This window comes from Nitrospira sp. CR1.1 (assembly GCA_014055465.1).
In the GTDB taxonomy this organism is placed as follows: domain Bacteria; phylum Nitrospirota; class Nitrospiria; order Nitrospirales; family Nitrospiraceae; genus Nitrospira_A.
In genome coordinates, this window is record WIAF01000002.1 from 403,058 (window position 1) to 425,763 (window position 22,706).

General features: G+C 58.6%; 18 protein-coding genes and 1 pseudogene. 1 reads left to right on the forward strand and 18 read right to left on the reverse strand.

Features of this window, described 5'->3' with window-relative positions; all coding sequences use genetic code 11:
* Positions 1-25 precede the first annotated feature (25 nt).
* The 14 genes and pseudogenes from rpmF to GDA65_06530 form a co-directional block, all read right to left on the reverse strand.
* Positions 26-211: a 50S ribosomal protein L32 gene (gene rpmF / locus GDA65_06465; protein ID MBA5862333.1), complete on the reverse strand. Its 186-nt coding sequence runs from the start codon at positions 209-211 to the stop codon at positions 26-28.
* A gap of 38 nt (positions 212-249) precedes the next feature.
* Positions 250-855 (reverse strand): hypothetical protein, encoded by a 606-nt coding sequence (locus GDA65_06470; protein MBA5862334.1) that lies wholly within the window; start codon positions 853-855, stop codon positions 250-252.
* Between the two features lie 83 nt (positions 856-938).
* Positions 939-1,199: a 30S ribosomal protein S18 gene (gene rpsR / locus GDA65_06475; GenBank protein ID MBA5862335.1), complete on the reverse strand. Its 261-nt coding sequence runs from the start codon at positions 1,197-1,199 to the stop codon at positions 939-941.
* A gap of 15 nt (positions 1,200-1,214) precedes the next feature.
* Complete coding sequence (ssb, locus tag GDA65_06480) at positions 1,215-1,610, reverse strand: single-stranded DNA-binding protein (GenBank protein MBA5862336.1); 396 nt, start codon at positions 1,608-1,610, stop codon at positions 1,215-1,217.
* A complete protein-coding gene (rpsF, locus tag GDA65_06485; protein ID MBA5862337.1) occupies positions 1,594-2,025 on the reverse strand; it encodes a 30S ribosomal protein S6 in 432 nt (143 codons plus the stop codon). Before rpsF ends, ssb begins: the two co-directional genes overlap by 17 nt.
* A gap of 106 nt (positions 2,026-2,131) precedes the next feature.
* Positions 2,132-3,865: an ABC transporter substrate-binding protein gene (locus GDA65_06490; GenBank protein MBA5862338.1), complete on the reverse strand. Its 1,734-nt coding sequence runs from the start codon at positions 3,863-3,865 to the stop codon at positions 2,132-2,134.
* The gene (locus tag GDA65_06495) at positions 3,763-4,494 is read right to left on the reverse strand and encodes a hypothetical protein (GenBank protein ID MBA5862339.1); all 732 of its coding nucleotides are present in this window, start codon (positions 4,492-4,494) and stop codon (positions 3,763-3,765) included. Before GDA65_06495 ends, GDA65_06490 begins: the two co-directional genes overlap by 103 nt.
* The gene (locus GDA65_06500) at positions 4,358-6,334 is read right to left on the reverse strand and encodes a hypothetical protein (GenBank protein MBA5862340.1); all 1,977 of its coding nucleotides are present in this window, start codon (positions 6,332-6,334) and stop codon (positions 4,358-4,360) included. The genes GDA65_06495 and GDA65_06500 overlap by 137 nt, the downstream gene beginning before the upstream one ends.
* The gene (locus tag GDA65_06505) at positions 6,331-12,243 is read right to left on the reverse strand and encodes a copper oxidase (GenBank protein MBA5862341.1); all 5,913 of its coding nucleotides are present in this window, start codon (positions 12,241-12,243) and stop codon (positions 6,331-6,333) included. Before GDA65_06505 ends, GDA65_06500 begins: the two co-directional genes overlap by 4 nt.
* A 40-nt stretch (positions 12,244-12,283) precedes the next feature.
* On the reverse strand, positions 12,284-13,840 hold the full coding sequence (locus GDA65_06510) for a hypothetical protein (GenBank protein ID MBA5862342.1): 1,557 nt from the start codon (positions 13,838-13,840) through the stop codon (positions 12,284-12,286).
* A gap of 659 nt (positions 13,841-14,499) precedes the next feature.
* Positions 14,500-14,613 (reverse strand): annotated as a pseudogene (locus GDA65_06515) (sulfur globule protein CV1).
* Between the two features lie 526 nt (positions 14,614-15,139).
* The gene (locus GDA65_06520) at positions 15,140-15,793 is read right to left on the reverse strand and encodes an outer membrane beta-barrel protein (protein MBA5862343.1); all 654 of its coding nucleotides are present in this window, start codon (positions 15,791-15,793) and stop codon (positions 15,140-15,142) included.
* A gap of 194 nt (positions 15,794-15,987) precedes the next feature.
* On the reverse strand, positions 15,988-16,200 hold the full coding sequence (locus tag GDA65_06525; GenBank protein ID MBA5862344.1) for a hypothetical protein: 213 nt from the start codon (positions 16,198-16,200) through the stop codon (positions 15,988-15,990).
* Positions 16,201-16,292: 92 nt separating this feature from the next.
* Positions 16,293-17,498 (reverse strand): hypothetical protein, encoded by a 1,206-nt coding sequence (locus GDA65_06530; GenBank protein ID MBA5862345.1) that lies wholly within the window; start codon positions 17,496-17,498, stop codon positions 16,293-16,295.
* Between the two features lie 386 nt (positions 17,499-17,884).
* Between GDA65_06530 and GDA65_06535 the strand changes: the two genes are divergently transcribed.
* Positions 17,885-18,394 (forward strand): hypothetical protein, encoded by a 510-nt coding sequence (locus GDA65_06535; GenBank protein MBA5862346.1) that lies wholly within the window; start codon positions 17,885-17,887, stop codon positions 18,392-18,394.
* A 767-nt stretch (positions 18,395-19,161) separates the two neighbouring features.
* On the opposite strand, the gene GDA65_06540 is transcribed toward GDA65_06535, so the two are convergent.
* The 4 genes from GDA65_06540 to ispE all read right to left on the reverse strand — a co-directional run bounded on the left by GDA65_06540 (position 19,162) and on the right by ispE (position 22,706).
* Positions 19,162-19,755, reverse strand: coding sequence for an aminoacyl-tRNA hydrolase (locus GDA65_06540; GenBank protein ID MBA5862347.1), 594 nt, complete (start codon positions 19,753-19,755; stop codon positions 19,162-19,164).
* The gene (locus GDA65_06545) at positions 19,755-20,522 is read right to left on the reverse strand and encodes a 50S ribosomal protein L25 (protein ID MBA5862348.1); all 768 of its coding nucleotides are present in this window, start codon (positions 20,520-20,522) and stop codon (positions 19,755-19,757) included. The genes GDA65_06540 and GDA65_06545 overlap by 1 nt, the downstream gene beginning before the upstream one ends.
* Before the next feature lie 37 nt (positions 20,523-20,559).
* On the reverse strand, positions 20,560-21,501 hold the full coding sequence (prs, locus tag GDA65_06550; protein ID MBA5862349.1) for a ribose-phosphate diphosphokinase: 942 nt from the start codon (positions 21,499-21,501) through the stop codon (positions 20,560-20,562).
* Positions 21,502-21,800: 299 nt separating this feature from the next.
* Positions 21,801-22,706, reverse strand: a complete 906-nt coding sequence (ispE, locus tag GDA65_06555) for a 4-(cytidine 5'-diphospho)-2-C-methyl-D-erythritol kinase (GenBank protein MBA5862350.1) — start codon at positions 22,704-22,706, stop codon at positions 21,801-21,803.

Consider the following 22,706-nt stretch of genomic DNA (forward strand, 5'->3'; position numbering starts at 1 on the left):
ATCACGTCGAAAAAATACAACGCGACTAGGATTCCTCGACGACGATAACCGCTTTGCCTTTGTAGGTTCCGCAGTTCATGCACGTATAGTGCGGCAGCTTCAATTCGTGGCACTGCGGGCAGAGAGAAAATCCAGGAGGCACAAGCCTGGTCTTGGCCGTTCGCCGCATGTCCCGCCGGGATCGTGAATGTTTATGTTTTGGATTTGGCATGACGACTCCTTCAACGGGCACATGACCCGGTTAACAGACTATGCGTTTTCACCTTTCGACCCGCGCCCTCGCAGCACACGGAACGGACTCGGCGCTAGCTCAGGAGGACAGCCGCATTGGCGCTCATTAAGGTTCTGCCCGCACCGAGGACAGAGCCCCAGGCAATCCTCGCGGCAGATCGGCTGCATCGGAGCGGTCAGTATCACCTGCTCGCGCAGCATGGGGAGCAGATCAAGGTGATCGCCTTGATACCAATACAGTTCATCCTCTTCGTCCGCCTCTTCTTCCGGTTCAACCGGCTGAACGCCGCGTCTCGAATGTCGTCGCCCCTGTTCCGCCGGGGCCGTTTTGGCAACCACTCCGGCCTGCGGAAGATATTCCGCATAGAGAGAGACACAGAGCGGATCGGAATATTCCGCGAGACACCGAACGCATTGACGGATCGCGGTGCCGTCCAACGTTCCGGTGACCGAGATTCGCTCTTCCTGCCTCGAAAGCTCAAGCTGAATCGCCAGCGGACCATCGAACTTGTCTTCGGGCTCATCCAAGCCCAGCTGAGGCCCAGAGGCCGTGCACGACAGGGACAGGCCTTCCGGACCGATATCGACAATCGCTGGGTTGAGTATATCCATGGGCACCGTCATGACGAGACGATCCGCCCCCGAATCGAATAGGAGACAGGCAGCCCGGCCACTTGATTCAACACTCGCCAAAACCTGGCCCTGCCCTAGCGCTCTTCCGCGAAACTCACCAAGGCGATCTGGCGAGCCCGCTTCACTGCTACCGTCAACACCCGCTGATGCTGCAAGCAATTGCCGGAAATGCGACGGGGAACAATTCGTCCACGTTCGGTCAGAAAATTCCGCAACAGGCCGACATCCTTGAAATCAATCGGTGCTTTATCGACGCAAAACCGGCATGGCTTGCGGCGCTGAAAAAACCGACCGCCTCCGCCCCCTCCGCTGTTTCCACGATCTCCTCGTTCCATGATCGCCTCCGTCTCCTACATCTGTTCGTCATCGTATGAAGGTGGTTCTTCGTGAAGGCCACCGCCCTCACCACCGGTCTCGCCCCGCTTCGGGAGAAAGGTCACACCTTGAGCCACGACTTCATGCTTACTGCGTTTCTGGCCGTCTTCTGTCTCCCAGCGTCGCTGCTGAAGACGCCCATCGATAATGACGCCGTTCCCCTTGCTCAAATACTGCCCGCAATGTTCGGCTTGCTTCCCGAACACCACGATATCGATGAAGCAGACTTCTTCCTTGAGTTCATCACCCTGCTTGAAGCGCCGACTCGTCGCCAAGCCAAAGCTGGCGACCGGCGTTCCGCTGGGCGTGTACCGCAGCTCAGGATTCCGCGTCAGATTCCCGACCAGAATGACTTTATTGAATCCCGCCAACGGTGGCTCCTTGTGGGGCTGGCGCCGCCACGGGGGCACCCCTGGGCGGAGCGGGCTCCTGCTCCAATTTTACGGTGAGAAACTTGATGATTGAATCCTCGAGCCGATACGCGCGCTCCAGGTCCGCGATCGTTGTGCCAGGACCTTGAAAATAAAAGTAGACGTACGTGCCCTTGCGTTCACGCTTGATTTCGTAGGCAAGCTTCTTGCGGCCCCAATTCTCGGCTCGCACGAGCGTGGCTCCGTTCCTGGTGACGGTACCCTTCATTTTTTCAATCAGCGTCGTCGTTTCTTCGTCGCTTAAGGTCGGACGAATAATAAACAGGGACTCGTAGAGCTCCATGCAGATTCCTCCTGGACATTGGCCCCCGTCACAGACGGGAGCGAGGTGTAGGCATGCCGGACCAGCCGACATGAGCTGGGGAAACTACCATAGGATTTTGCAACCTGTCAACCAGGTGGCCCTTCCGCGGCACCTTAAGATCAGCCGTTCCACAGACCAATTTCCCGAGATGGAAGGATCATGGGGTATCTTCCGGCACGATCCAATCCGTCAACGGCGAAATATAGGGGGGATCTTTGAGCAGACCGACTACTTTTGACGCCACACGTCCCAGTCGGCGCTGTACCCCGAATGTCACAGCAAACCCTGCCCCGGTGTCCTGATCGCGAAAGGCCTCCAGGGCCTCAATGACTGCATGGCGACTGAGGTCCCTACCCGCCTGCTTCAGGGACTCAGCCAGCATCGACACAGCGCCGTGGGCCATGCGGGCAAACCCCACACTCGATAACGCGGGCTGCTCACTCAAGGCCCGCAAATATATCATCTCACGCTCCGTAGGCGGATCAAGCGGGGTCACGAGAAATATCCGCGAAAGAAGGTCCGATGGGACGGCATGAGCCTGTGCGCCGACCATGCCGGCCGCACTCAACAACACCGGCGACATTCCCCGGCGGCCTAGCTCATTTGCCATGGAGACAAGATCTTCTCCGTCTCCCATGAACAAGACGGCATCGATTCCCTGCTGTTCCAATTGCGCAACAAGAGCCACCACGGCCAGACGGCCTGACGAATATTCGTAACTCACCGCCAGATTCAATCCATGATGCCGAATCTGCGCCAGGGCCCCACGCACAGCCTCACTACTACTGACTCCGCTCCTGTGCACGAGAGCCAGACGGGGCTGGGAACTTCCCGCGAGGGCCCTCATGCGGGACGCAAAAAAATCCACTAACGATCGAAATTGAAGATCGAACCCGGGCAAGGCATAGAAAACGGAAGGGTGGGGCGGATCTGAGAGCTCAAGAGACTGGCTCAAAGGAAAAATCAGAGGTATCTGGAGCCGCTCCATTCGTCCACGGACGGGTGCCTCTCTCGTCGGCTCGAAGCTCCCCACGAGGGCAAAGACTTGGTGCCTCTCGATCAGGCGAGAGACGGCCTGCGCCGTCTGCGCAGGCTCTCCCCGGGAATCTTCCACAATGAGTTCAATTTGCCGTCCGTATACGCCGCCGTGCTCGTTCAGGCGCCGCATAGTTCCCCGCATCGTCGCGGCTACATCCCGGCCTAACTGTGCGAGCGGCCCCGTCAAAGGGAGCGCCGCTCCGATCAGCACAACATCGGGGCTTACCCCGGGATCCGTATCGGATTCCTCTCCAATCCGGTTCAGATATGCGATCACGGCCGCCAATTGGCTGGATGTCAATTGATACCGCGGCATACTTGGGCGTAACGCATGGCCCGACGGATCAATGCCTCGCGTGATCGCCTTAGCCAGCGCCTCGTCCGTGTATCCGACCCGAGACCGTCCGGTACTGCTTACTTCTCGGAGCTGCCTGAGGGCCGAGGGCGTGAGTGGAGGCACCCGCAGCCCTCCCTCTTGTGTTCCTTCCCCGCGATGACCATGACATCCCGCGCATCGAAAAAGAGTCGGCAGGACACCTCCCTCGACTCCCTGCAAGTTCACGTGAACATGGTCCGCGGAGCCGTTCTCACCATAGTGATACAAGTCACGCCCCTGCCGCTCCTCCGGCGTAAGCGGATCAATCCATGCGGCGGTGGAAGGCCGTACCATACAAAACGTCATCATGAGCAGGCTTAGGATGACGCACGTCCCGCTCACCCGGAGAAATCGATGAGCCATGTTGCAATAACCTATTGACGTCCGCCAGAGGGAGCGGAATCCGGCAGGCCGGCTATGGCCTCGAGGCTCTCCAGCACCATCGGAACCGATGCTTCCCCGTAAAGACGTGTCCATGTCCCAGTCGCTTCATTCCCGATGACCACGATCGCCGGATGGTCCGCCTTGTTCGATGTGGAGACCTGCAGGGATGCCAAAATGCGGGCGACATCCGCCGGTGCACCGGTGAGAAAGTGCCATCCCTTCCCAGCGCCAAATTGCGCGGCATAGGCTTTGAGCCGGGACGGCCGGTCGTGTACAGGATCGACGGTGACAGACAGCAAGGTCACCGGCTGTTCCGCCGCTCGCAGGCGATGATACACACCACTGAGCAGCCCGGTTGCCGCAGGACAACTGGTCTTGCAGGTCGTGTAGATAAAATTGATGACTACGATTCTCCCCTGCACCAAATCCCCATAGAAGCGGTAAGAGAGGCCGTCTTGGTCAATCACCTCAACATCAGGGATGGCGGGCAGGGTGACATCGGACCAGGCCAGCGCCGCATACGCGCTACACAACCACAAGATCATTGTGGCTGCAACGATCCGGGACATCATCGAATGGACACGCTCATGGCTGTTGAGCCTGCTCAGGAGATTTCGAGGGAGGAGACGCCGGCGGCCCGACGGTGAGCAGGGCAGGGAGACTGTCAGAAAAGCGCACGTGCCGGGATGACGACTGCACGAGCACCCGATATGCTCCCGCATGCGGAAAGGCCTGGGTGATCACGTAACGCCCGGCGCGTTCTTCTTTGGCCCACCGCCGCTGTTGCCAGGTACCGGGCGGCTCGAAGAGCAACACCTGCACATCGTGAAGCCCAGTGATCGGTTCCTGAGTATCGGCATCCAGCAAGTCAAACCACAAGGCGGCTGAAACGTGCGCCGACACGGGATCGCTCCCAAACCGCACCTGAATGCGTACCGGTCGAGGGCGCGGGTCCGCCGTCGGGGACACCGCCGACTCCTGAACGGCCACCTGGAAACAGTGCGACACGCGAGGCTGGTCGAGCAGCACGGGAACGTCAAATCGACCGGAATGCGGAAGGGTCACGGTTGCTTGGTAGACGCCGGGGGCCACTTCTTTCAAACTTCGATCGAGTACGAGTATGCCACGCGGCATTCGACGATAATTCGAGAAGGTTCCCGTCGGAGCCATCATGCCTTCCTGATAATAATGGAGCGTCGCATCCGGCGCATTGGCAATCATGACGGCATTGCCTTCAGGTGTGGGAACGATCATGGGAGCGACTCCCAGTTCCTGCGGCGCAGCACTCGGCGCTTGCCGTCCGGCTTGCACATCGAGCGGTACTAATTTCCCATTCCTGGCCTCGCCTAGATCAATGAGCGTAAACTTTTCCGACTCGATGCCACGTACATAGGCATACCGCTGGGTGAACACGATTTGATCCGGATCTTTGACCACGTTCGTGGCGGCCGTTACGGTATTGGTGGCAGTATCGATGATGGACAGGCTGCTTGCAACTTGATTGACCGCGAAGATAAACCGGCCTTTCGGCTCTGCGGCCAACGCGACGACGCCCTGCGCCATGGGAATCCGGGCAACGATTCGCTGCGTCGATGGATCAATCGCTACAGCCTCCCCGCCATTCACTCCTCCGGCGTACATGCGCCGGGCGGCACTACTGTAGGTCAATGTTACGGGTGTTTTGCCGACCGGCACCGACGCCACAGGCGCCATGATCTGCGTATCGATCACCGACACCGTGTCGCTGTGGCTATTCGTCACATACATGAATCGACCGTCAGGAACAGCGGCCAATGTATGGAGACCTTGCCCTACCGCCATGGACGTGAGGAGCCTGGGATTCTCTCCGTCGAGTACTGCCACCTGACCCGTTCCGTCCAGCCCGACCCAGAGCCGGCGGCTTTCTGGCTGCCAGAGGATTCGTCCCGGACGTGATCCCTCACCAATAGCAATGATCTCGATGAGCTTGCGAGTTCGGGTTTCGATCACTGCCACAACGTCCTTGTCCGGAATGGTCACATAGAGGTGATTCTGATCCGGACTGAGGACCCAATCCGCGCCGATGCCAGGCAACGTCACGAGACTTTCCAGCTTCGTCGCACTAAACTCCAACTGGGGGTCGATCACCGAAACCGTCTTGTCGTGATTCATCGTCACAATCACATATCGATTCAAGTCGATCTCGGCACGGGCACCCAAGCGTCTGCCGGCCAGCCGACGGATCTTCTCGAAGCAGGTGACTTCATCAGCCGCCATCTCGGAACGCCGACCCGTCATCCACCCCTTCGGACGTATCCCGACCACCGGAGACCCGCTTTTCGCATCCATCAGTGCGACCTTCACCGTGGCTGGTTGGCCGGCGGTCAATCCTCTCCCGATTTCCGGTGAGCCGTTCAACGGAACAACCGTCAACTCAATCGCGAGACCGTTCTGTTCGAACCGTTGCACATCAGGCGGCGGCTGAATTTCTGCGGCGTCAGCCACCACCGAGGCTGTCATGAGCAACACCCCCGGGATATTTCGCATAGCCGCAGCCACGAGGGTGTGAATGGCTCCTCTCATGGCTGCATAACCGGCGCATCGTTCGACGTCTGAACCCTGCAAAGATCAGACGACGCCACTGTGTTGGTCTCATACCCGAAGAGATTTCCGGCCCAAGCCCAAGCCGGTTGATACCAGCGCAATCCGAGATTCTCCTCAACCCGGAAAATCCCCCATAATCCGCCGCCGAACATGAACCCTTCTTGCGTGCGGTAGAGATAGTCGCCCGAAACTTTACAGTCCCCGCCGGCCGTTGTCAGAATGTTCACGTCGCGGCCCGGCCCAATTCCTCCGGCCGATCCGACTCGCGTCAGACCATCTTGATTCCATCCCATGGTTTTGGACGCATCGATCCATGGACTCGGCACCCAATCATGGCCGAACACCGTGAACGCATGTTGTCGTGGATGGCCTCCCGGATGCACCACCCGAAACCGCACCGGCTCTCCGGCCTTCGCGGTAAAGATCGGCGTTTCGGGGTCACAATATTTCTTGTTCGCAAAATCCGCCTCGCAGCGGAAGTGCGGCACCGTTGAGCTCAAGACATTCGACCAATCGAACTGATTCATCGTCTCCGGATTATCGGCTGCACCGGCCCCTAATCGGGCCCAGAGCGGCTCTGTGCGATAGTTAAATCCCTTCTGCCCGGAGTCTTCGGAGTCATCCCCATTCCGAAGATTGGGAATGGGCTGGCCGTACTGCTGGACGCTCAGGTTGTCTTGATACAGCAGCACCATTTCTTTGAATCGATACAGCTTTCCAGAGTCCAGCTTGGGCTCAGTGGGACAGATCTGTTGTTTGAGATGCCTCCCCTGCCGGCCTGATGCCGATTCCGGCTTCCAATAGGTCACCACCGCCTCGGCGGTACCCGTCGACGGCACAGTCTCCCAGTGCGAGCATTGCGGCTCGATGAGTAAGGCGCCAATCGCCCCATGCGACGCATGTTTGATGGCATCTCCCATATCCTGCAAGCCAATGGCCCCAAACTCATGCGGGATGCCGACAATGCGAGTTCCTTTCTTGTTGGTCACGATGTCGCCGGCGTACCAGAGGTAGGTCTTGCTGGCGCCCGGCTCGACGGTGGAGTCATCATTGAGTCCCACGTGCGCTCCGTCGCTCTTCAGCAGGTTATAGTCCACCAGCTGCGGATGTAATCCGACCCGGCTCGACGAACGTACCTGATTAAACGAGAAGCCCGGGACGACCGGTGGCACCATGTTGTAACTCCAGGTCTCCGGATGGTCTGGGCCATCCTGCATGACTGCAGGGAGATGATTGGTCAGGGTGACACGGATACAGTCCCCCGCCCGAGCGCGGAGAATGAGCGGCTCCGGCCGCTTACTCCCTGATCGCAACATGGCCTTCTCGCCGGACTCCACGAAAATAATTGCATGGGGATCCGCAATACCGAAATGTTCGTTGTAGACCAGCTTTCCGCCTGGCAACAGGTCCTTCGCCAGCCACGCTTCCACCTCGTACGAGCGGGACAGCAAGTCCTGACCGCCCTTCTGACAAAACGCCTCCAGCGCGTCGCTCGGAGCGGCGTTCGTTCCCGCCTCATCGCCGGCGGCATCGTCCGAGGCGTCCAGCAATTCGCGATCCAACAGCTCATCCAGGTTCTGCATGAACGCGGACGCCAGAACATCGTGCGTTTTCTCCGTATTGCCCGGCAAGCGAACAAGGCCCTGTTCATCCTCCGTACGGGAATAGACACGCATCAGTCCCCACTGACCATCCCACAGATTGTCCGTCGCGGCCGATGAGTAAAGATGGTCGATTGATTTGTGCTTCCCCACTCCGCCGAACGATTTGTTTCCGTTGCTTCGGCCGAATGGCATAAAGTCGACCACGCGATCGTTGAATTCGAAATGCTCGGAAATCCCGATGGACTGGGCGTTCACGTAGCCTGTGTTCGGACTGTCCGGCTGGGCCAGCCATTTGGCTCCATGCATGGTGAATACATGTTGTTCCTCCTGGGCGCCCTGAATCAGCCGAATCTGGACATGATCGCCTTCATAAGCACGCAGGAGCGGTGTCGCCGGATCACCTGGCATACGTCCGTTACCGATGGGCTCGGTAAACAGACGCTCGTCTACGCTTTTTTGGTCTTTGTGAACGGTTGAACTGAACACATGCGCCAGATCGCCGCGCTCCTGATCGAGGGGCAACTGCTTGAACTGATTTCCGTCTGTGTCCTGCGTCCCGATGCGCAGCGGGATCGGTTCGTTCCTATAATTGATCAATTGCGTACCGGGATCTTTCGTCGAAATGCCTTCCGGTACTGGAATACGGCCTGGGAGAATAGGCGTCCGTAACCCGCCTTCGATCTGACTCGGTGAGTTCACCGGTTGATTCTCCTTGTCGTAGACAATCGCAAAATCCGCAAAGGCCAGATTGAATTCCCGGCCGGTCCGATCGGCATCGACACTGCCCCTGGAATCGAGCGCGTCACTGCAGGCGATCCCGTTCTTACCTGGAGTAATACAGGCCTTGCCTTGATTCCGAACAATCACGTTCGCGGCGTACGAGGTCGGACCGCCGTCCTTGCGCCCATTCACCGGTTCAGGAACACCCGTAGCATCGGTTCCTCCCATCACTCGTCCATCCGGGAAATACCATTTCGAATTTCTCGGTTCGACGACCAGCGCGGCATAAAACCCGTGATGCTGGTGTGAACTGGGACCGAAATGGTCGTGCGTGAACACGGTGCGCATCGTGCGATCTTTGGTGCCTTTGTCGCCCGGCTTTCCGTTCAGCACCGGATCAGCCCACCACCGTTGCGTCGTGGTCTGCGCTCCACACCAAGGATGACCGATCGGATCGTGATCATCAGCCTCTTTTCCGGTAATATCGCTGCACAGACCGCGGGCATCCCCTGCCATGGCGCCGTTCTCCGTTGCGCCAAGTTGCCCCTTGCGAAGAAAGAGCCGGTGGGTACGAGGCTTGAGCCGCTGCGCAGGACTTGTCTTGTTGTAGGCCTGAATTCGCTCCCGCACTTCATCGGCGGCCAAGGTGCCATCTTCATAATTCCATCCATTGCCCGATCCATCCGATGATGTGACGTCGAACTTCACGAGATGAATGTGCTGGCCGATCGTATCGGTCGGCGTATAGACCTGAAAATCATCCAGGTTGAGATTGCTCGGGATCAGATTCGTTGCGTGAAAGACCACGCATTCCCCTGACTGTGCTCGGAAGAAGAGCGGTTCGGTGGGACGATTGCCGTCCAAAGTTTCTTTGACATCGTGCTCCAAGACCGGGAAACGGGCTTGCGGATCATGCCAGCCCGATTTATTCACCGTCATATTCATTTGGATATAGACGGCACGGTACTCACGGGTCTTCACCTCATGAATCGAACCTTTCTCATCGACAAATTGCCTGGGACAGGGGTTTGAAAACGGAGCGCCGGATTCACCCTCTCCGCGTTTGGCCTCAATGACATTTCCGCCTCCGTTCACATGAAACAACACCCGTGTCCCGTGTGGATCGTCGCAGACACCGCTAGAAAGACAGGTCACATATCCAGGCGCCTCCCAGTTATAGGGAGTGTAGGTCCAACCCGGATCGCCAGGGCGAACTGCAGGAGCGCCGTTTACCTGAGCCATCCCGGCATGAAATTTCATCGCCTGTTTTTCCTCTGTCGTGCCGGCGGTCGCCATCACATCCAATTTCGCTGTAACCAATTCACGCGCCAACCCAACCAAATCCTTGTCGGTATTCTGCGTAGATACCCGCGCGGCAATATGTGCCGACTGCTGTCGTCCCTTATCAAACAAGTCATCGTTCATGGGAGGAGCTTGTTTCATCTCCTTCGGCCCATGCGCGTCCAGGGCATCACGAACCGTGCCGCCCGCCACCACGTGACGACGGAGGGTACCGGCATCGTCCCCGCCTTCCAGATCGAGTGGCGGTTGCGGCGGCCGATGGCCGATTTCTCCGGCGATATAAAACGGATATCCCTGGAACTGCTTCGTGGGCATAGGAGGCAGCGCTGTCCTCGGTAACGGCACAATCGCCGGCGTGGGTGTACCCTCGGCAATGTCGTAATCCTTCAAACGGCGGTCTGGTCCGCCGTCTTCAAACACATCGTGGGTCCGCCAGAGCTCCCACATGCCTTGAGCGAAGTGAGGGTAGAGATGGCAGTGGAAAATGGAATCGCCCGGTCCGAGATTCCGGTTACCTGACCCGCCATAATGCACTTCGTACGAAAAGGTCGTGCCCGGGGATATCGTCTGTGAATCGAGATAATGAGACAGAGGGTCGTGTTTATCCTCCAGCCATTGGTGAGCGTGCAAATGGAACACATGGGTCTCCTTGGGGCCCGCGTGCATGTTTCGGAAACGCACCGGATCGCCAAGATAGGAATGATGGACATTGGACGGATCATCAGGATATCGCGCCTGCATGACAAACCGTCCGTCGCGGTCCTTCTTGTACCTCCCGTCTTTGTCCCGCTCGTACCCGACCACCATCGCCGGATCGCCATTGACCCAGGAGGTGAGGAAAAACTCTTCGAGTTTGCATTCCACACAATCTCGCGCCGGCCCGAGCTTGTTCCGATTGGCCACGACCATGGATCCTACACCGGAGGCGCCATAGTTGATCCCCATGCCGTCGCGAAGCGAACTCAGCGGACTACCTTCTTCTCTGATTTCATCGAAGGCCTGTACGGCGGTGATCTCATCATGAAAAATCACACTAAACTCCCGATACGGTCGACCGCAGGCATTCCCTTCGCCCATTTTTTCGCAGCCGTTTTCCCGATCGATATCGATCACCGCATTCAGATCCGAATGGACGAGCTCGCATAGGCGGTTGTCTTGGGACTGACACTTGAGCATGTTCAGGATCGGGTCGCCCGCATGCGGCCCACTTTTGTAGGCCGCCTCATAGTCGATGACCGGCTGACTGAATCGTGTCGGCTGCGTATGACTTGCGGCCTTCAAGTCTTCATGGGTCACCTGCGAGCGATACCACTTCGCACCTCTGGGCTGCACATTGATCGCCCCGAAGAGTCCTAACCCGAGCTGCCCGCCGTCTCCCTCTCCTCCGGCGGGCGCTCCCATGGAATAGAGGAAAAATGTCCCTTCCTTTTTGGCGTACCACGTGTACGTTCTGGTTTCACCGGGTGCCGCCAGGGCACAGAGATCTTTACCAAAATCGCTTCGGTTCGATGAACATCGGCCCTCGATCTTCTTCCCGCTTTGATCGTGCCATCCATTCCGGCCGATATTCGCCCCCTGTGAGTCGATGGACTCCACCAGACTCAATCCGTTGACATGCATGGAAGCATGCCGGGTAGACGGTTCGTCGCTATCACTGACGGATGTCACTCGCGTATCCGGCCGGGTAAGCCGCTTTTCTGGGTCAAGCATGACTTCCTGGCCGTTCGTGTCCGGGGAAAGCAGGTTGGTGAAGGTGACTCGCAGGCAATCTCCTTCATTGGCCCGGAGCACCAGCGGACGAGGCCGCTTATCGGACCGCAATTTGACATTCCCGGCCAAACCGAGATCCGCAGGCCCATGCTGAGGAGAGATCGCTGTTTCTTTTTCGTCAGGCCAGTTATCCAGATCACCATTGAGCAGTTCCTTTTCGTCCGTTTGAACGACATCCCGCCGCAGTGCGTACATGATGCCGGCCGGATTAAATGCACCGAACCGGTTGTAGTAATACACCTGGTCCAAGGCCACGACCTTGGCGGTGATGGTCCGTTCGCAGGCCGGCTTGACCACCTGCTGGGATTCCGGCAGTTTCGGCTTGGCGCAGCCCCACCAGATGAGAGACAGGCTGAGAATCGCTACGGCGTTAGCTACCGCTCTGATTCGTGACACATTCGGCTTCTGGCTGGGGCGAGCGACGAGAACTTCTCTGGGAGGCGTGTCTGCCTTTAATTGAGTGGGCACGGGAACGAATTCATCATCTCGCATGGTCTAGGTCTCCACTGGCCTCATTGTTGAGGATCACACACTATTGCGTGCAGGAAAACGTCGGCGTTGCGACTCCCGGCCAAGGGGTCAGGCGGGGAATATTGGGCAACCCGCTGTCCGGCAGCGCCCACCCGTTCGCGAGGAAGGCCAAACATTGAAAATTCAGCGCGGGCTGAGCGCCCCCTTGCACGCCTGTTGGTTCCGGGAAAATATACTCCCCGACCGGGGCGACATAGATGCCGGCTATCAGCCCATGAGCGGCTTTGGGTACGCTCGGCACATTGCTGCCGTCCGGTAACGGCGTAGGATCGTCAATGCGCACCATCAGCTCGCGCGTAGCTCCTTTCAAATTTCCGTTGAAATCGAAGAGCGCAGCGGCCGTCAATGGTGGGACGTAGCGGAACCGTCCAAAGACGGCTTGGTCTTTTTCCGTGCTATGCAGCAACCGCACCCTGGGGACCCCGCCTGGCGCGACGTCCACAGCATAGACGCTGACGCGACGGCTTGGATCCGTCGTGAAGCCTTCGACTTTCAAGCGGTCCTGGCATTCGGCAGCCGCGCCGCAATCCGCGACCGGCCCCCTCGTTCCAAGCAGGGATTCCTCCAGGCTGACATAGGCACGTCCACCGGGTTTGGTATAGATGCCGACATTCACCACCAACGTATGCACCGATACAAAATCCGCTCCCTGTGCATCACGAGCCCTCGTGCCCGAGAAGGTAATGTAGTCGCCGACTCTCACCGGCGCCTGCCTATTCGCATCACACAGCGGGCAGGCCTTAATCGCGTTATTTCCAAATTTAATCGGCGGCACGAGATCGACGGAGTCCATGACGAAGGTGAGCTCCACCGGTCGATTTTGACTGGGACATTGCGCATCGTTCACCAAGCGCGGCACGCACATCGGGAAACCGGTCAGCGCATGCACCGTGGGATTGCCCTGGTCGACTGTAAAACGCGGATCCGGGTAGCGAGAGTTCGGATCATCCATACCAACTGGTGGCGGCGCCGGATTCGGCTTGCCGTACCGTCCGTCTCCCGCAAAAGGGTCCGAGGCATCCAATGCGGGATCATTCAGACGAATACGCGTATCACCGCCGCCACACGCCACTGCTGTCGAACTTCCCCCCACACACATCATGCCGGTCGCGGTATCGATGTGATGGATGAAGCCAGCGCCGGTATTCAACGATTGCTGTGAGATGCTGACTAGCCCGGCAATATAGAGGCCATTCACAATATTCCCGCTCACATCGGCCTCAAATGCCGCCAGTGGAGGAAACTTATCGCTCAGTGCGAGCCCGGATTCTCCATACTTTTTTGAGACGCCCTGCGCCTTATCGAACAGCTGTTGCGCAGTGAAATAGGCCGCCGGCAATTGGATCACGAGATTCTTCGGCAGCACCACATCCACACCATTCACGGTAAGCTTGGCACCGGATAGAGGATCTGCTGGGTTATCAAGCGTGAAGCGTTGAATGTGTCCAACGATCTGAAACGGGGTCACGGCCTGCGAGAGCGCGTCGCTTGGCTGGGTCATTCCGGCTAAGACAAGTACACCTATCATCCATAGGGTGACAGTGGACAGTACACGCATCGAGAATCCTCCTCCTGGAAACAGACGGCACTTAGCTCAATGATCACATGACATCGAGGCCCGGGAAACAGCAATCCGCACGAACAATGCACGCAGAGGATCACCACCTAGTCCGCCTTCTTCATGAGCCCTTCTGCTGTACTCGCCGATTCACTGCTGCGACGGGCCTTCGGCCGGCGGGCTAGTCTTATCTAGGCCGGGCACGAGATACCAGATTGCACAATACTTGCCAAGCCATTTTCCGTCAGTCGGACGAAAAAATACCGAGGCAAATATTACGTGGACTGAGCGTGCCCCTCATCAGAGCCATGGAACTGCGAGTTACACGTATGCACCAATGATCTGACTGGCGCGTCGCTTCCGCGTTCGTCATGGTGAATGTGGATGACTTCGGACGAGACCCAGAGGATGCACAAGGCCGCTTGAGGGTGGGAACCGTATCTTATCGATTTGGATACAAGGCAGTATTGGTATGGATACAGAAAGGATTGACTCGGCGTGTCTCTTGCCAGACAGCGCGTCCTTCTTTGGGCGACTGACTCTCGTCGAACGTAACGTCAGGGCTCTCAGTATTTTTTCCTGAATTGTGGCGGCGCGTGTGGCGGCGGCGAAGGACGTGCTCCCGGCATGCTCGATGGTGGACGTGCGGCACCGAAGCCCCCATACCCACCGTACCAACCAAATCCCAGGGGCCCGTACGGAACGCCATAATATCCGAGCGGTCCCCCCCAATACCCGGCCCCATACCCAATGCCATATCCGTATCCTGGGCCAGGCCAATAGGAATAATTTTGGGCGCCCGCATATCCGGGGTCGAGCATGAAGTCTTGCTGCGCGAGCCGTTGCGTCTGGTGTACCGACTGGGCGCAGGCCGACATGAATACCAGGATCCCCAGCGCCATGGCGGTGCATGCGCATTGGCGCATACGTGCCGCTCCAAACCGATCTACAATGTGTCTGCCCATAGCGTCCGTGACCCTATTCGGCTCAATACTTCTTCTGAAACTGTGGCGGCGCGTTGTCCGGCGGAGCCGGGCGAGATGCTGGCGCAGTTGATGATTGATGACTACCCGCGTAACCGCCGCCATACCACCCGTAGCCGGAGCCGTAGTATCCGAACGGATTCCACCAATATCCTGCTCTCCCGTAGGCTGATCCGTCTGAAAACCCGGCATGGGACCGGCTATTCCATACTTCCTTCCGCTACCCCTGGTGCAGCGACTCTGCGCACCCTGCTGTCAACACCAGGATGCCTGTCGCAACGGAGCAGCCAACGAATCGCATCATGGCAAGGCTCTCCTAAAAGTGATAGGCCAGGCCCATGAACAGCTGATGGGCTCGATAGGTACCGTCGAAACCACCGACCGGCCCGAACGCGCCGCCGAAGCGAAACGTCGAATCGGTGTATTTATATTCGGTAAACAACGCCACCCTCGGGGTGACGAACGCGCGGATACCCACCAGTACATTGGCACCGATCGACACCTGCGTATCGCTCTCCGTGGTCGAAGATCGGCCAAGATGCGCCACCAGCAGGGCCGGTCCACCACCGATATACGGCTGCCAGGTCAGACCAGGATAGCGAAGGATGACGCTGGGGCCGATGTTGGTCACGGAGAGGTGAATGCCCGGCACATCGTCGAGATTCTTAATATGCGGGGTACTGTGGGAAACATCCACTTCGAGTCCCAGAATCCCATGATTGGGAAACCATCCTAATTTGCCGCCGAACGCGGGACTGGTTTTCAGATTGAAGTTAGGGGCCTCCAACCCGGCGAGGGAGCCGCTCCCTCGAACATTCCGGATGGGATCGGCGAAGTTCACGCCCAGCTGGGCGGCCGCATACCATTCCGCTCTGGTCGAGACAGGCGCGAGGAGGAGTAGGGACACAGACAATACTCCTGCGAACCCACTGCGTAGACATGTCATCCACACCATGGTGGCTTGCTCCATGGGCGAGGCCTACCCTGATCATAACAGTCCCTCGGCGGAGAACACTGGATAACTTTGCCGGGCTCACCTACGTGATGTCGAATTGCAAAGGAGGCTGTGGCGGAGTAGATGCCCGACAGGCAGGATCGATGCCGGATAGACCGACACCCGCGCAGCGACACGTCAATACAGGCGGCAGTATGCCCTGCTGGCTGCTAGGGCTCATTGCGGGCGGAAGAATTATAGAGCCGGTACAACGCAATCCCGCCCGCCACAGCAATTCCCAACCCCGCCAACGCGCGCGTGCCGAAGCTTAGCGGGCCGACAAAAAATTCCGCTGCCTGAGGCAACGCCACCGTGGCAAGAAGGACCACCGCCAGGGCGATCAGGTGTATCCGGAGGTAAATGGGTTCGCCGGGTTTGCGCATAGGTCAAATCACATCGGCACGCCGGCAGTGTACGAACTCCGAGGCCATTATTCCAGCCCGAAACACGGGAGGAGACAATCGCACCTGCGTGCTTAGTCCCGGAGAAGGTGCTTCGTCTCCTCCAGATGTTTGTTGAGATAGGGCATGAACGGCGTTCCGCCTGTGCCTACGGAGGTCGGATTACTCGCATGCGACTGGTGCTGACGGAAGATATAGCGCTCGGCGTACCCGACATGAATGTCGCGGAACTGGGCTAGCAAGTCTACGCAGGCGCAGAACGACTCCCATAATTGGGGATTGGTCGCCTTGCGATCGCGGACATACCCATACAGCAATGGCCGCTGTTGGCCGTCCATGCGCGCCTCAAGCGCGGAGACAAAGGCTCGATGGCGCGGCGGCATGTAGTCACGCATTTCGACCAGGTATTGCGTCAATGGATCGTCGGCATGGCGCACACCAAGTCCCGCATCCAACGCTGGTACAATCGAACTTTGCGAGCCGGTTTCCCCCCGGAATTGTTGCGGGCGGTCAGCATAGTCCGTCACCCCTTCGTACATCAGTCCCTGTGGCAATGCCGGACTGTTTTTCCACCCATGGATATAGGGTCGCACCCGGCTGTAATAGATGTAGGGGTCGCACCGTTCCGGCATGCGAAGGAGCGTCTCACGCATCGCCTCTTGCGCAACGGCAAGCGCATGCAACCCGGCCAGCACGGTCTCCGCCTCATCGTCCCGCGCGGCATTGTGGGCTTGAACCAAGCCCTGCAGTCCTGACCCGGCTTTCGCTTCGATCTCGATGTGGATCAACACAAACCATTCTTCATCGAGCCCGCCGAGGAAATTCTGCAGGAGCACGATATTACCCAACTCGATCGGCTTCTGCAGATCAAGCCGCCGCCAGTTGTGCAGCGCATAGGAGGCGTACGAAAGGACCGGCGGACGGCCCAGCTGTTGCGCAATGCGGCACCAAGGCAAGGCGATGCTGGCCGGCAACCTGGCCGCCGGAGAGTCGGGATTTTCCCAGACATAGGCATGCCCGGCAAATGACAGCGTCCGCATGGCGGAACGGAACACATCGAGCCCCCAATCGTCCGCCACCGCGCCCATGAGCTGCTGATGGTCCTGGACGAAAGATCGAAACTGTCGCGCCGTCAGGAATTTCGGAAGCTCCGCGCCGACCTGATTCAAGATCGGCTCATCCGGCAGCTGCGCCAACGGATCGGCCGCCGGAAGGAACCCGCGGTCAGGGGAAAGGTCAAACTGCGCAAGCGAGAGAGGCTGGTGGCTGGACGTCAGCATGGTCTCTTCCGTGGGTCGATGTTGCAACTATTTTTACTGTATCACAGTCTTCCCACTCACTGCCGGAACCATTCCTACGGTTGCCTCGTGAACGTCCCGCACAGGTTACGAGAAACGTCCGTCCATTCTTCCTCACCCAAACGGTGGAGACAAAATCACTCTCCACGGTAATGGCACACTCCTTGTCCCACTCGTACAATCACTCCGTCCCAGGCAGACCTTCCAGAAGAGATCTCTACCATGGTCGCCCGGTCCGCTTCAGAAGCCAGATCGCCGCCGTTTCCATTCGCACGGGGACGCACTGCTCACCCTTGGCGAGCCGGTGAACATGGCCGCTGAGATCAAGCGGTTCTCATCGGCTCGCACGCTCCGAAAGGAGTACCGCCATGAACTGGAGCAACCTTCAACACAGCATACGAATAATCCTACCGGCAAGCTGCGCCCTCGTACTCTTGTGCGGCGGCACAGCACTCGCGAGCGAGACGTGGATCGATGATGTCTGGAACATGGTCGCGTTCGAGAAAGCGACCTACCCCGCCTCGGACTTCGCCCCCTACTTCCAGAAACTCGACCGTATGAAGGCCGGTCTGGACCGAGGAGACCACCAAGTCGTGAAGAGAGAAACCGATCGCCTTCTCAAAATGCTGTTGGATCGACGACATGGCATCAATGATGTGGCGGCCGACGAAATCTATAATTTTGTCGTGAGCACCAGACCTAACGGATCAAACGATTCAACTGCGTTGAGCGCACCCATCGAACTAGGCATCGACACCGAACGTCCCATCAGCGTCCCCGACTTCTCGATGAACACGCCCTATGAAGGGGGACCACTCTGCGCCTCAGGCGGGTGCGATTATTGGACCAATGATGTGTGGGACCCAGGCGCTTCGTAACAGAGCCGACCGCGAAGGAAACGTGCCTCTCTTTCTCGGAAGGAGCGGTGGCCCCTGGAGGTCCCAGGGGCCACCGTACGTTGATTCGATTGATCGGGCTTCCACCTGCCAGCCGCAATGGGCCCAACGTGCAGCAAGTTGTGCCCCATGCTCGCGATGATGTGCGCCCCAACCTCTCTGCCCAACCCCTCGCCATACTCAAATACATTCCCGAGCTCAGCTGAAAAGTTGTTGATACTGGAAACATCAGGCTATGCTCCGCATACTCTACCTTTCAGCGAGGCCCCTCTAGCAGGATGCGGAAAAAGTCCACCAGCGGCGTTCTCGCCTCGTTCAGCGGCTCAACGTACGACACGAGTACGATTCGCCGCTTCACTCGCTGCGGCCTTGCTGGATGGCCTTGTTGCGCATCCTGCCTACTATCCTGATACCAACACGCCACGTGAGCTGATCGCGGCGTAGCGTGCAAAACATGAGTTTTTCCGCAGCCTGCTAGAGAGTTGGACCTATGCCCACGTCAACACGGAAATAACTCCGGTGACATTCATTCCGATAGTGGGCAGATTCGCAAGCAGCGCCACCGCCGAAGTCAACCAGCTGGCGATTACCTCGATGACAAGGAAATCCATCCAAGAGGTTGGGACAGGGCGCACCAGGGCAACGGGCAGGCCCGGATCGAGCACACCAGAGCAGTAGGTTTTCCTATGGAACGGGCAACGCCGGGATGGCTGACCACGTTGGGCATGAGTCCGCCGCAGGTACGGGAACTAAGTCCTCTCGCCGCCCTCGGCTTTGTCCCGCACGTTGAATTGGTTCATCGCCGTGGCGACATCGCGATTCAAGAGTAACTCCAGGGCATCGACGGCCCGGTCGAGACAGGGGGCATACAGCGCTCGTTCCTCTGGTGTGACAGGCTCCAGCACATAGTCGGCGGAGTCTTGCCGCGGTGCCGGGCGCCCCACTCCGACCTTCAAGCGGACGAACTTTGAGGTGCCTAGGGCTTCGATAATCGACTTGAGACCATTGTGACCGCCGCTGCCGCCGTCCTGCCTGATCCGCAATCGACCTGGCTCCAGATCCAGATCGTCATGCACGACCACTAGGGCCTCGGGCGCCAAGCCAAGTTCACGAAGGAGGCCTTTGAGGGGGGGACCGCTGAGATTCATCCAGTCGAGCGTACCGGCCAGCTCGACGAGTTTAGAACCGGCGCGACCCGAGCCTCGCTGGGCCACGCCTTTTCTGGTGAGACGTATCGACCATCGCGCCGCAGCCCGTTCGATCACCCAGCAGCCGATGTTGTGCCGGGTCTCGGCATACTCGGCTCCGGGATTGCCCAATCCAACAAGCAGGCGCAATGCCACTACTTCTTCTTTTCTGGTTCCTTCTTGGCTGGAGCCGCTCCCGCCTTAGGCGCCGCAGCCCCGGCCTTGGCGTCACCTGCCTTGCCGGCTTCCGCGCCAGCCGCGCCTTCAGCCGCCGCTTTCCCCTTGGCCGCCACTTCCGGTTCCTTGGCGCCCTCAGCTCCGGCTGCACCGGTGGCGAGCAAGGACTCCAGCTTGGCATCGGTCATCGGCGCCGCCACACTCACGACCATGTGGTCGGGATCATCCAGGAAGCGCAGGCCTTCCGTCTTCGGGATATCCTTCAGATGAATACCTTCGTTGATCTGTAACTGCGAGGCATCGACCGCGATGAAATCCGGCAACACGGACGGCAGACATTCAACATGCAATTCACGCAAGGCCTGATGCAGCACACCGCCCTCTTTCAGGCCGATCGGCTGACCGCCGGTCAAATGGATAGGAACCTTGACGCGAATCGGCTTATCCATGGCGACTTCAAAGAAATCCGCATGCAGCACGCTTCCGGCAATTGGATCCACCTGGAAGTCCCGCAACAAAGCCGTACGGTTGGGTTTACTTTTCGTCCCGTTGATGGTGAGGGAGATCAGCGCCGTGGATCCGGCTTGGGACCGTAAAATCTTCACCAGTTCGTCCGGCTTGACGGACAGCAGGAGACATTCCCCCTGTCCATAGAGGACCGCCGGAACGCGACCGGCACGACGAAGTTGACGTGCAGGGCCTTTGCCCCCACCTTCTCTGCTCTCAACGGTTAACTCGAATTTCATGATGCTCCTCCTCGACCTGTCGCTCCACGCGGACGGCCTACACGAATAACGAACTCACTGATTCATCCTCATGGATGCGCCTGATGGCTTCACCAAAGAGTGGGGCCACAGACAACGTTTTCAATTTCGGGCACGTTAACTCCTTGCCGCGCAACGGAATCGAATCGGTCACCAACACGTCCGTCAGTCCAGACTGTTGGAGACGCTGCAACGCGGGCCCCGACAAGACTCCGTGCGAACAGCCGGCCCAGACCTCCCGCGCACCCTTATCCAGGCAAGCCTGGGCTCCCTGCACAATGGTGCCCGCGGTATCGATCATATCGTCGAGGAGCAGAGCGCTTTTCCCCTGCACATCACCGATAATATTCATCACCTGCGCCTGATTCGGTCCTTCCCGCCGTTTATCGATAATGGCAAGATTGGCCTGGAGACGTTTCGCAAAGGCCCGGGCACGTTCCACGCCGCCTGCATCGGGTGACACCACGACCAAATCCTCTATTCTTCGTTTGGTGATGTAATCCAATAGCACCGGTAAGGCGTAGAGATTATCCACGGGAATATTGAAAAACCCCTGAATCTGGCTGGCATGGAGATCCATCGTCAGTACCCGATCCGCGCCGGCGGTGGTAATGAGGTCTGCCACCAATTTGGCTGAGATCGGCACGCGCGGCTGATCCTTGCGATCCTGCCGGGCATAGCCGAAATACGGAATGACCGCGGTAATGCGATTGGCCGACGAACGCTTGAGGGCGTCGATCATGATGAGCATTTCCATGATCGAATCATTGACCGGCGCGCAACAGGACTGGATAAGAAACACGTCCGCCCCGCGCACATTCTCTTCTATGCGGACCCGAATTTCCCCATCACTAAAAGAGGACACCGTGGCCGCGCCGATGGGCAAGTCGAGATATGAGCCGATCGCGCGCGCAAGCGCAGGATTGGCGTTGCCCGAAAAGAGCTTCAGTTCCCTGTTCATTCCACCCCTTCGATGCGGTACGTGGCGATGCCGATGCTGTAACGGTGCGTATCGAGTTCGTCTAACACGGTGGGCACGGAACGGACCCGCTATGAATCCCGCCGACCTCGCACAGTCAGGACAAGAGGACGCCTACCGAAGCTCAGCACATTAACGAAAAGCCTGGGAAGTTGTCAATAATCTTGCCGCAGGCGGCAGCCCTTAACGACCAAGATAGACCCGCGTGACCATATGTACGGTGGAAGGATCGTTCTGGCTGATCGACAGGGCCGGAATTCCGCCAGCTCCTGCCCATCACGCTATATGAGACTCGTCGAAGGCGCGCCTGCCGCCGGCACGGCATAGGCCGCCATTCCAGGATTGCGCGCAAACCGCATCGCGGCCTCCTGCGCGGCGGACTGGTCCCGGAATACTCCAAACATCGTCGCCCCGCTGCCGGACAACAGGGCGACCTCAGCCCCCAAGCTCAGCAGTTGACCCTTGATCTGAGCCAGCACCGGGTGTTGGGCAAACACCGGCGCCTCGAAGTCGTTTTCTACCAACGGAACGATCTCCGACCAATTCAGCTCGGAGCGTCGATCCAGGGACTGCACCGCTGCCGAGAGAGAGCGCACTGCGGAGCGAGTCGCGGCCAACTGCTGGTATGCCCATTTGGTCGCGACGGGGAATCCCGGATTGACCAACACGATCCACCTCTCTCCTGTCACCTGGACCGGACGTACATGCTCACCCCGTCCCGTGACACAGGCGGCAGGCGCCACAAAAAAGAACGGGACATCACTGCCCAACTGCTGCCCCACCTCCGCCATCTGCTCAACCGACCATGCCAGTCCCAGCAATCGTGTCAACCCGAGAATGGTCGCCGCCGCGTCACTGCTTCCTCCGCCCAATCCGGCCCCCATGGGGATGCGCTTGGTCAGGCTGATGGACAGATCGATCGTCTGACCGACTCGCGCCAACACGAGCGCTGCGGCCCGATAGACCAGGTTGCTCTGATCCACCGCCAGGGCGGCCTGGTCACAGCGCAAGGTGATATGGGACGCGGCGGCGGGCTGCATCGTGAGCGTCAACTCATCGTTGAGCCCAACCGTATGCATCAACGACCAGATGCCATGAAACCCGTCAGGCCGTCGTTCGAGCACCCGAAGAATGAGATTGACTTTGGCAGGAGTCAGAACCAGCAGACTGGTAGCATTCACTCGCAG

Coding starts and splice junctions, on each gene's coding strand:
- rpmF (MBA5862333.1), bottom strand. CDS start 211: ATGCCAAATCCAAAACATAAACATTCACGATCCCGGCGGGACATGCGG.
- GDA65_06470 (MBA5862334.1), bottom strand. CDS start 855: ATGACGGTGCCCATGGATATACTCAACCCAGCGATTGTCGATATCGGT.
- rpsR (MBA5862335.1), bottom strand. CDS start 1,199: ATGGAACGAGGAGATCGTGGAAACAGCGGAGGGGGCGGAGGCGGTCGG.
- rpsF (MBA5862337.1), bottom strand. CDS start 2,025: ATGTCGGCTGGTCCGGCATGCCTACACCTCGCTCCCGTCTGTGACGGG.
- GDA65_06490 (MBA5862338.1), bottom strand. CDS start 3,865: ATGGACACGTCTTTACGGGGAAGCATCGGTTCCGATGGTGCTGGAGAG.
- GDA65_06495 (MBA5862339.1), bottom strand. CDS start 4,494: ATGCGGGAGCATATCGGGTGCTCGTGCAGTCGTCATCCCGGCACGTGC.
- GDA65_06500 (MBA5862340.1), bottom strand. CDS start 6,334: ATGAGAGGAGCCATTCACACCCTCGTGGCTGCGGCTATGCGAAATATC.
- GDA65_06505 (MBA5862341.1), bottom strand. CDS start 12,243: ATGCGAGATGATGAATTCGTTCCCGTGCCCACTCAATTAAAGGCAGAC.
- GDA65_06510 (MBA5862342.1), bottom strand. CDS start 13,840: ATGCGTGTACTGTCCACTGTCACCCTATGGATGATAGGTGTACTTGTC.
- GDA65_06520 (MBA5862343.1), bottom strand. CDS start 15,793: ATGGAGCAAGCCACCATGGTGTGGATGACATGTCTACGCAGTGGGTTC.
- GDA65_06525 (MBA5862344.1), bottom strand. CDS start 16,200: ATGCGCAAACCCGGCGAACCCATTTACCTCCGGATACACCTGATCGCC.
- GDA65_06530 (MBA5862345.1), bottom strand. CDS start 17,498: ATGCTGACGTCCAGCCACCAGCCTCTCTCGCTTGCGCAGTTTGACCTT.
- GDA65_06535 (MBA5862346.1), top strand. CDS start 17,885: ATGAACTGGAGCAACCTTCAACACAGCATACGAATAATCCTACCGGCA.
- GDA65_06545 (MBA5862348.1), bottom strand. CDS start 20,522: ATGAAATTCGAGTTAACCGTTGAGAGCAGAGAAGGTGGGGGCAAAGGC.
- prs (MBA5862349.1), bottom strand. CDS start 21,501: ATGAACAGGGAACTGAAGCTCTTTTCGGGCAACGCCAATCCTGCGCTT.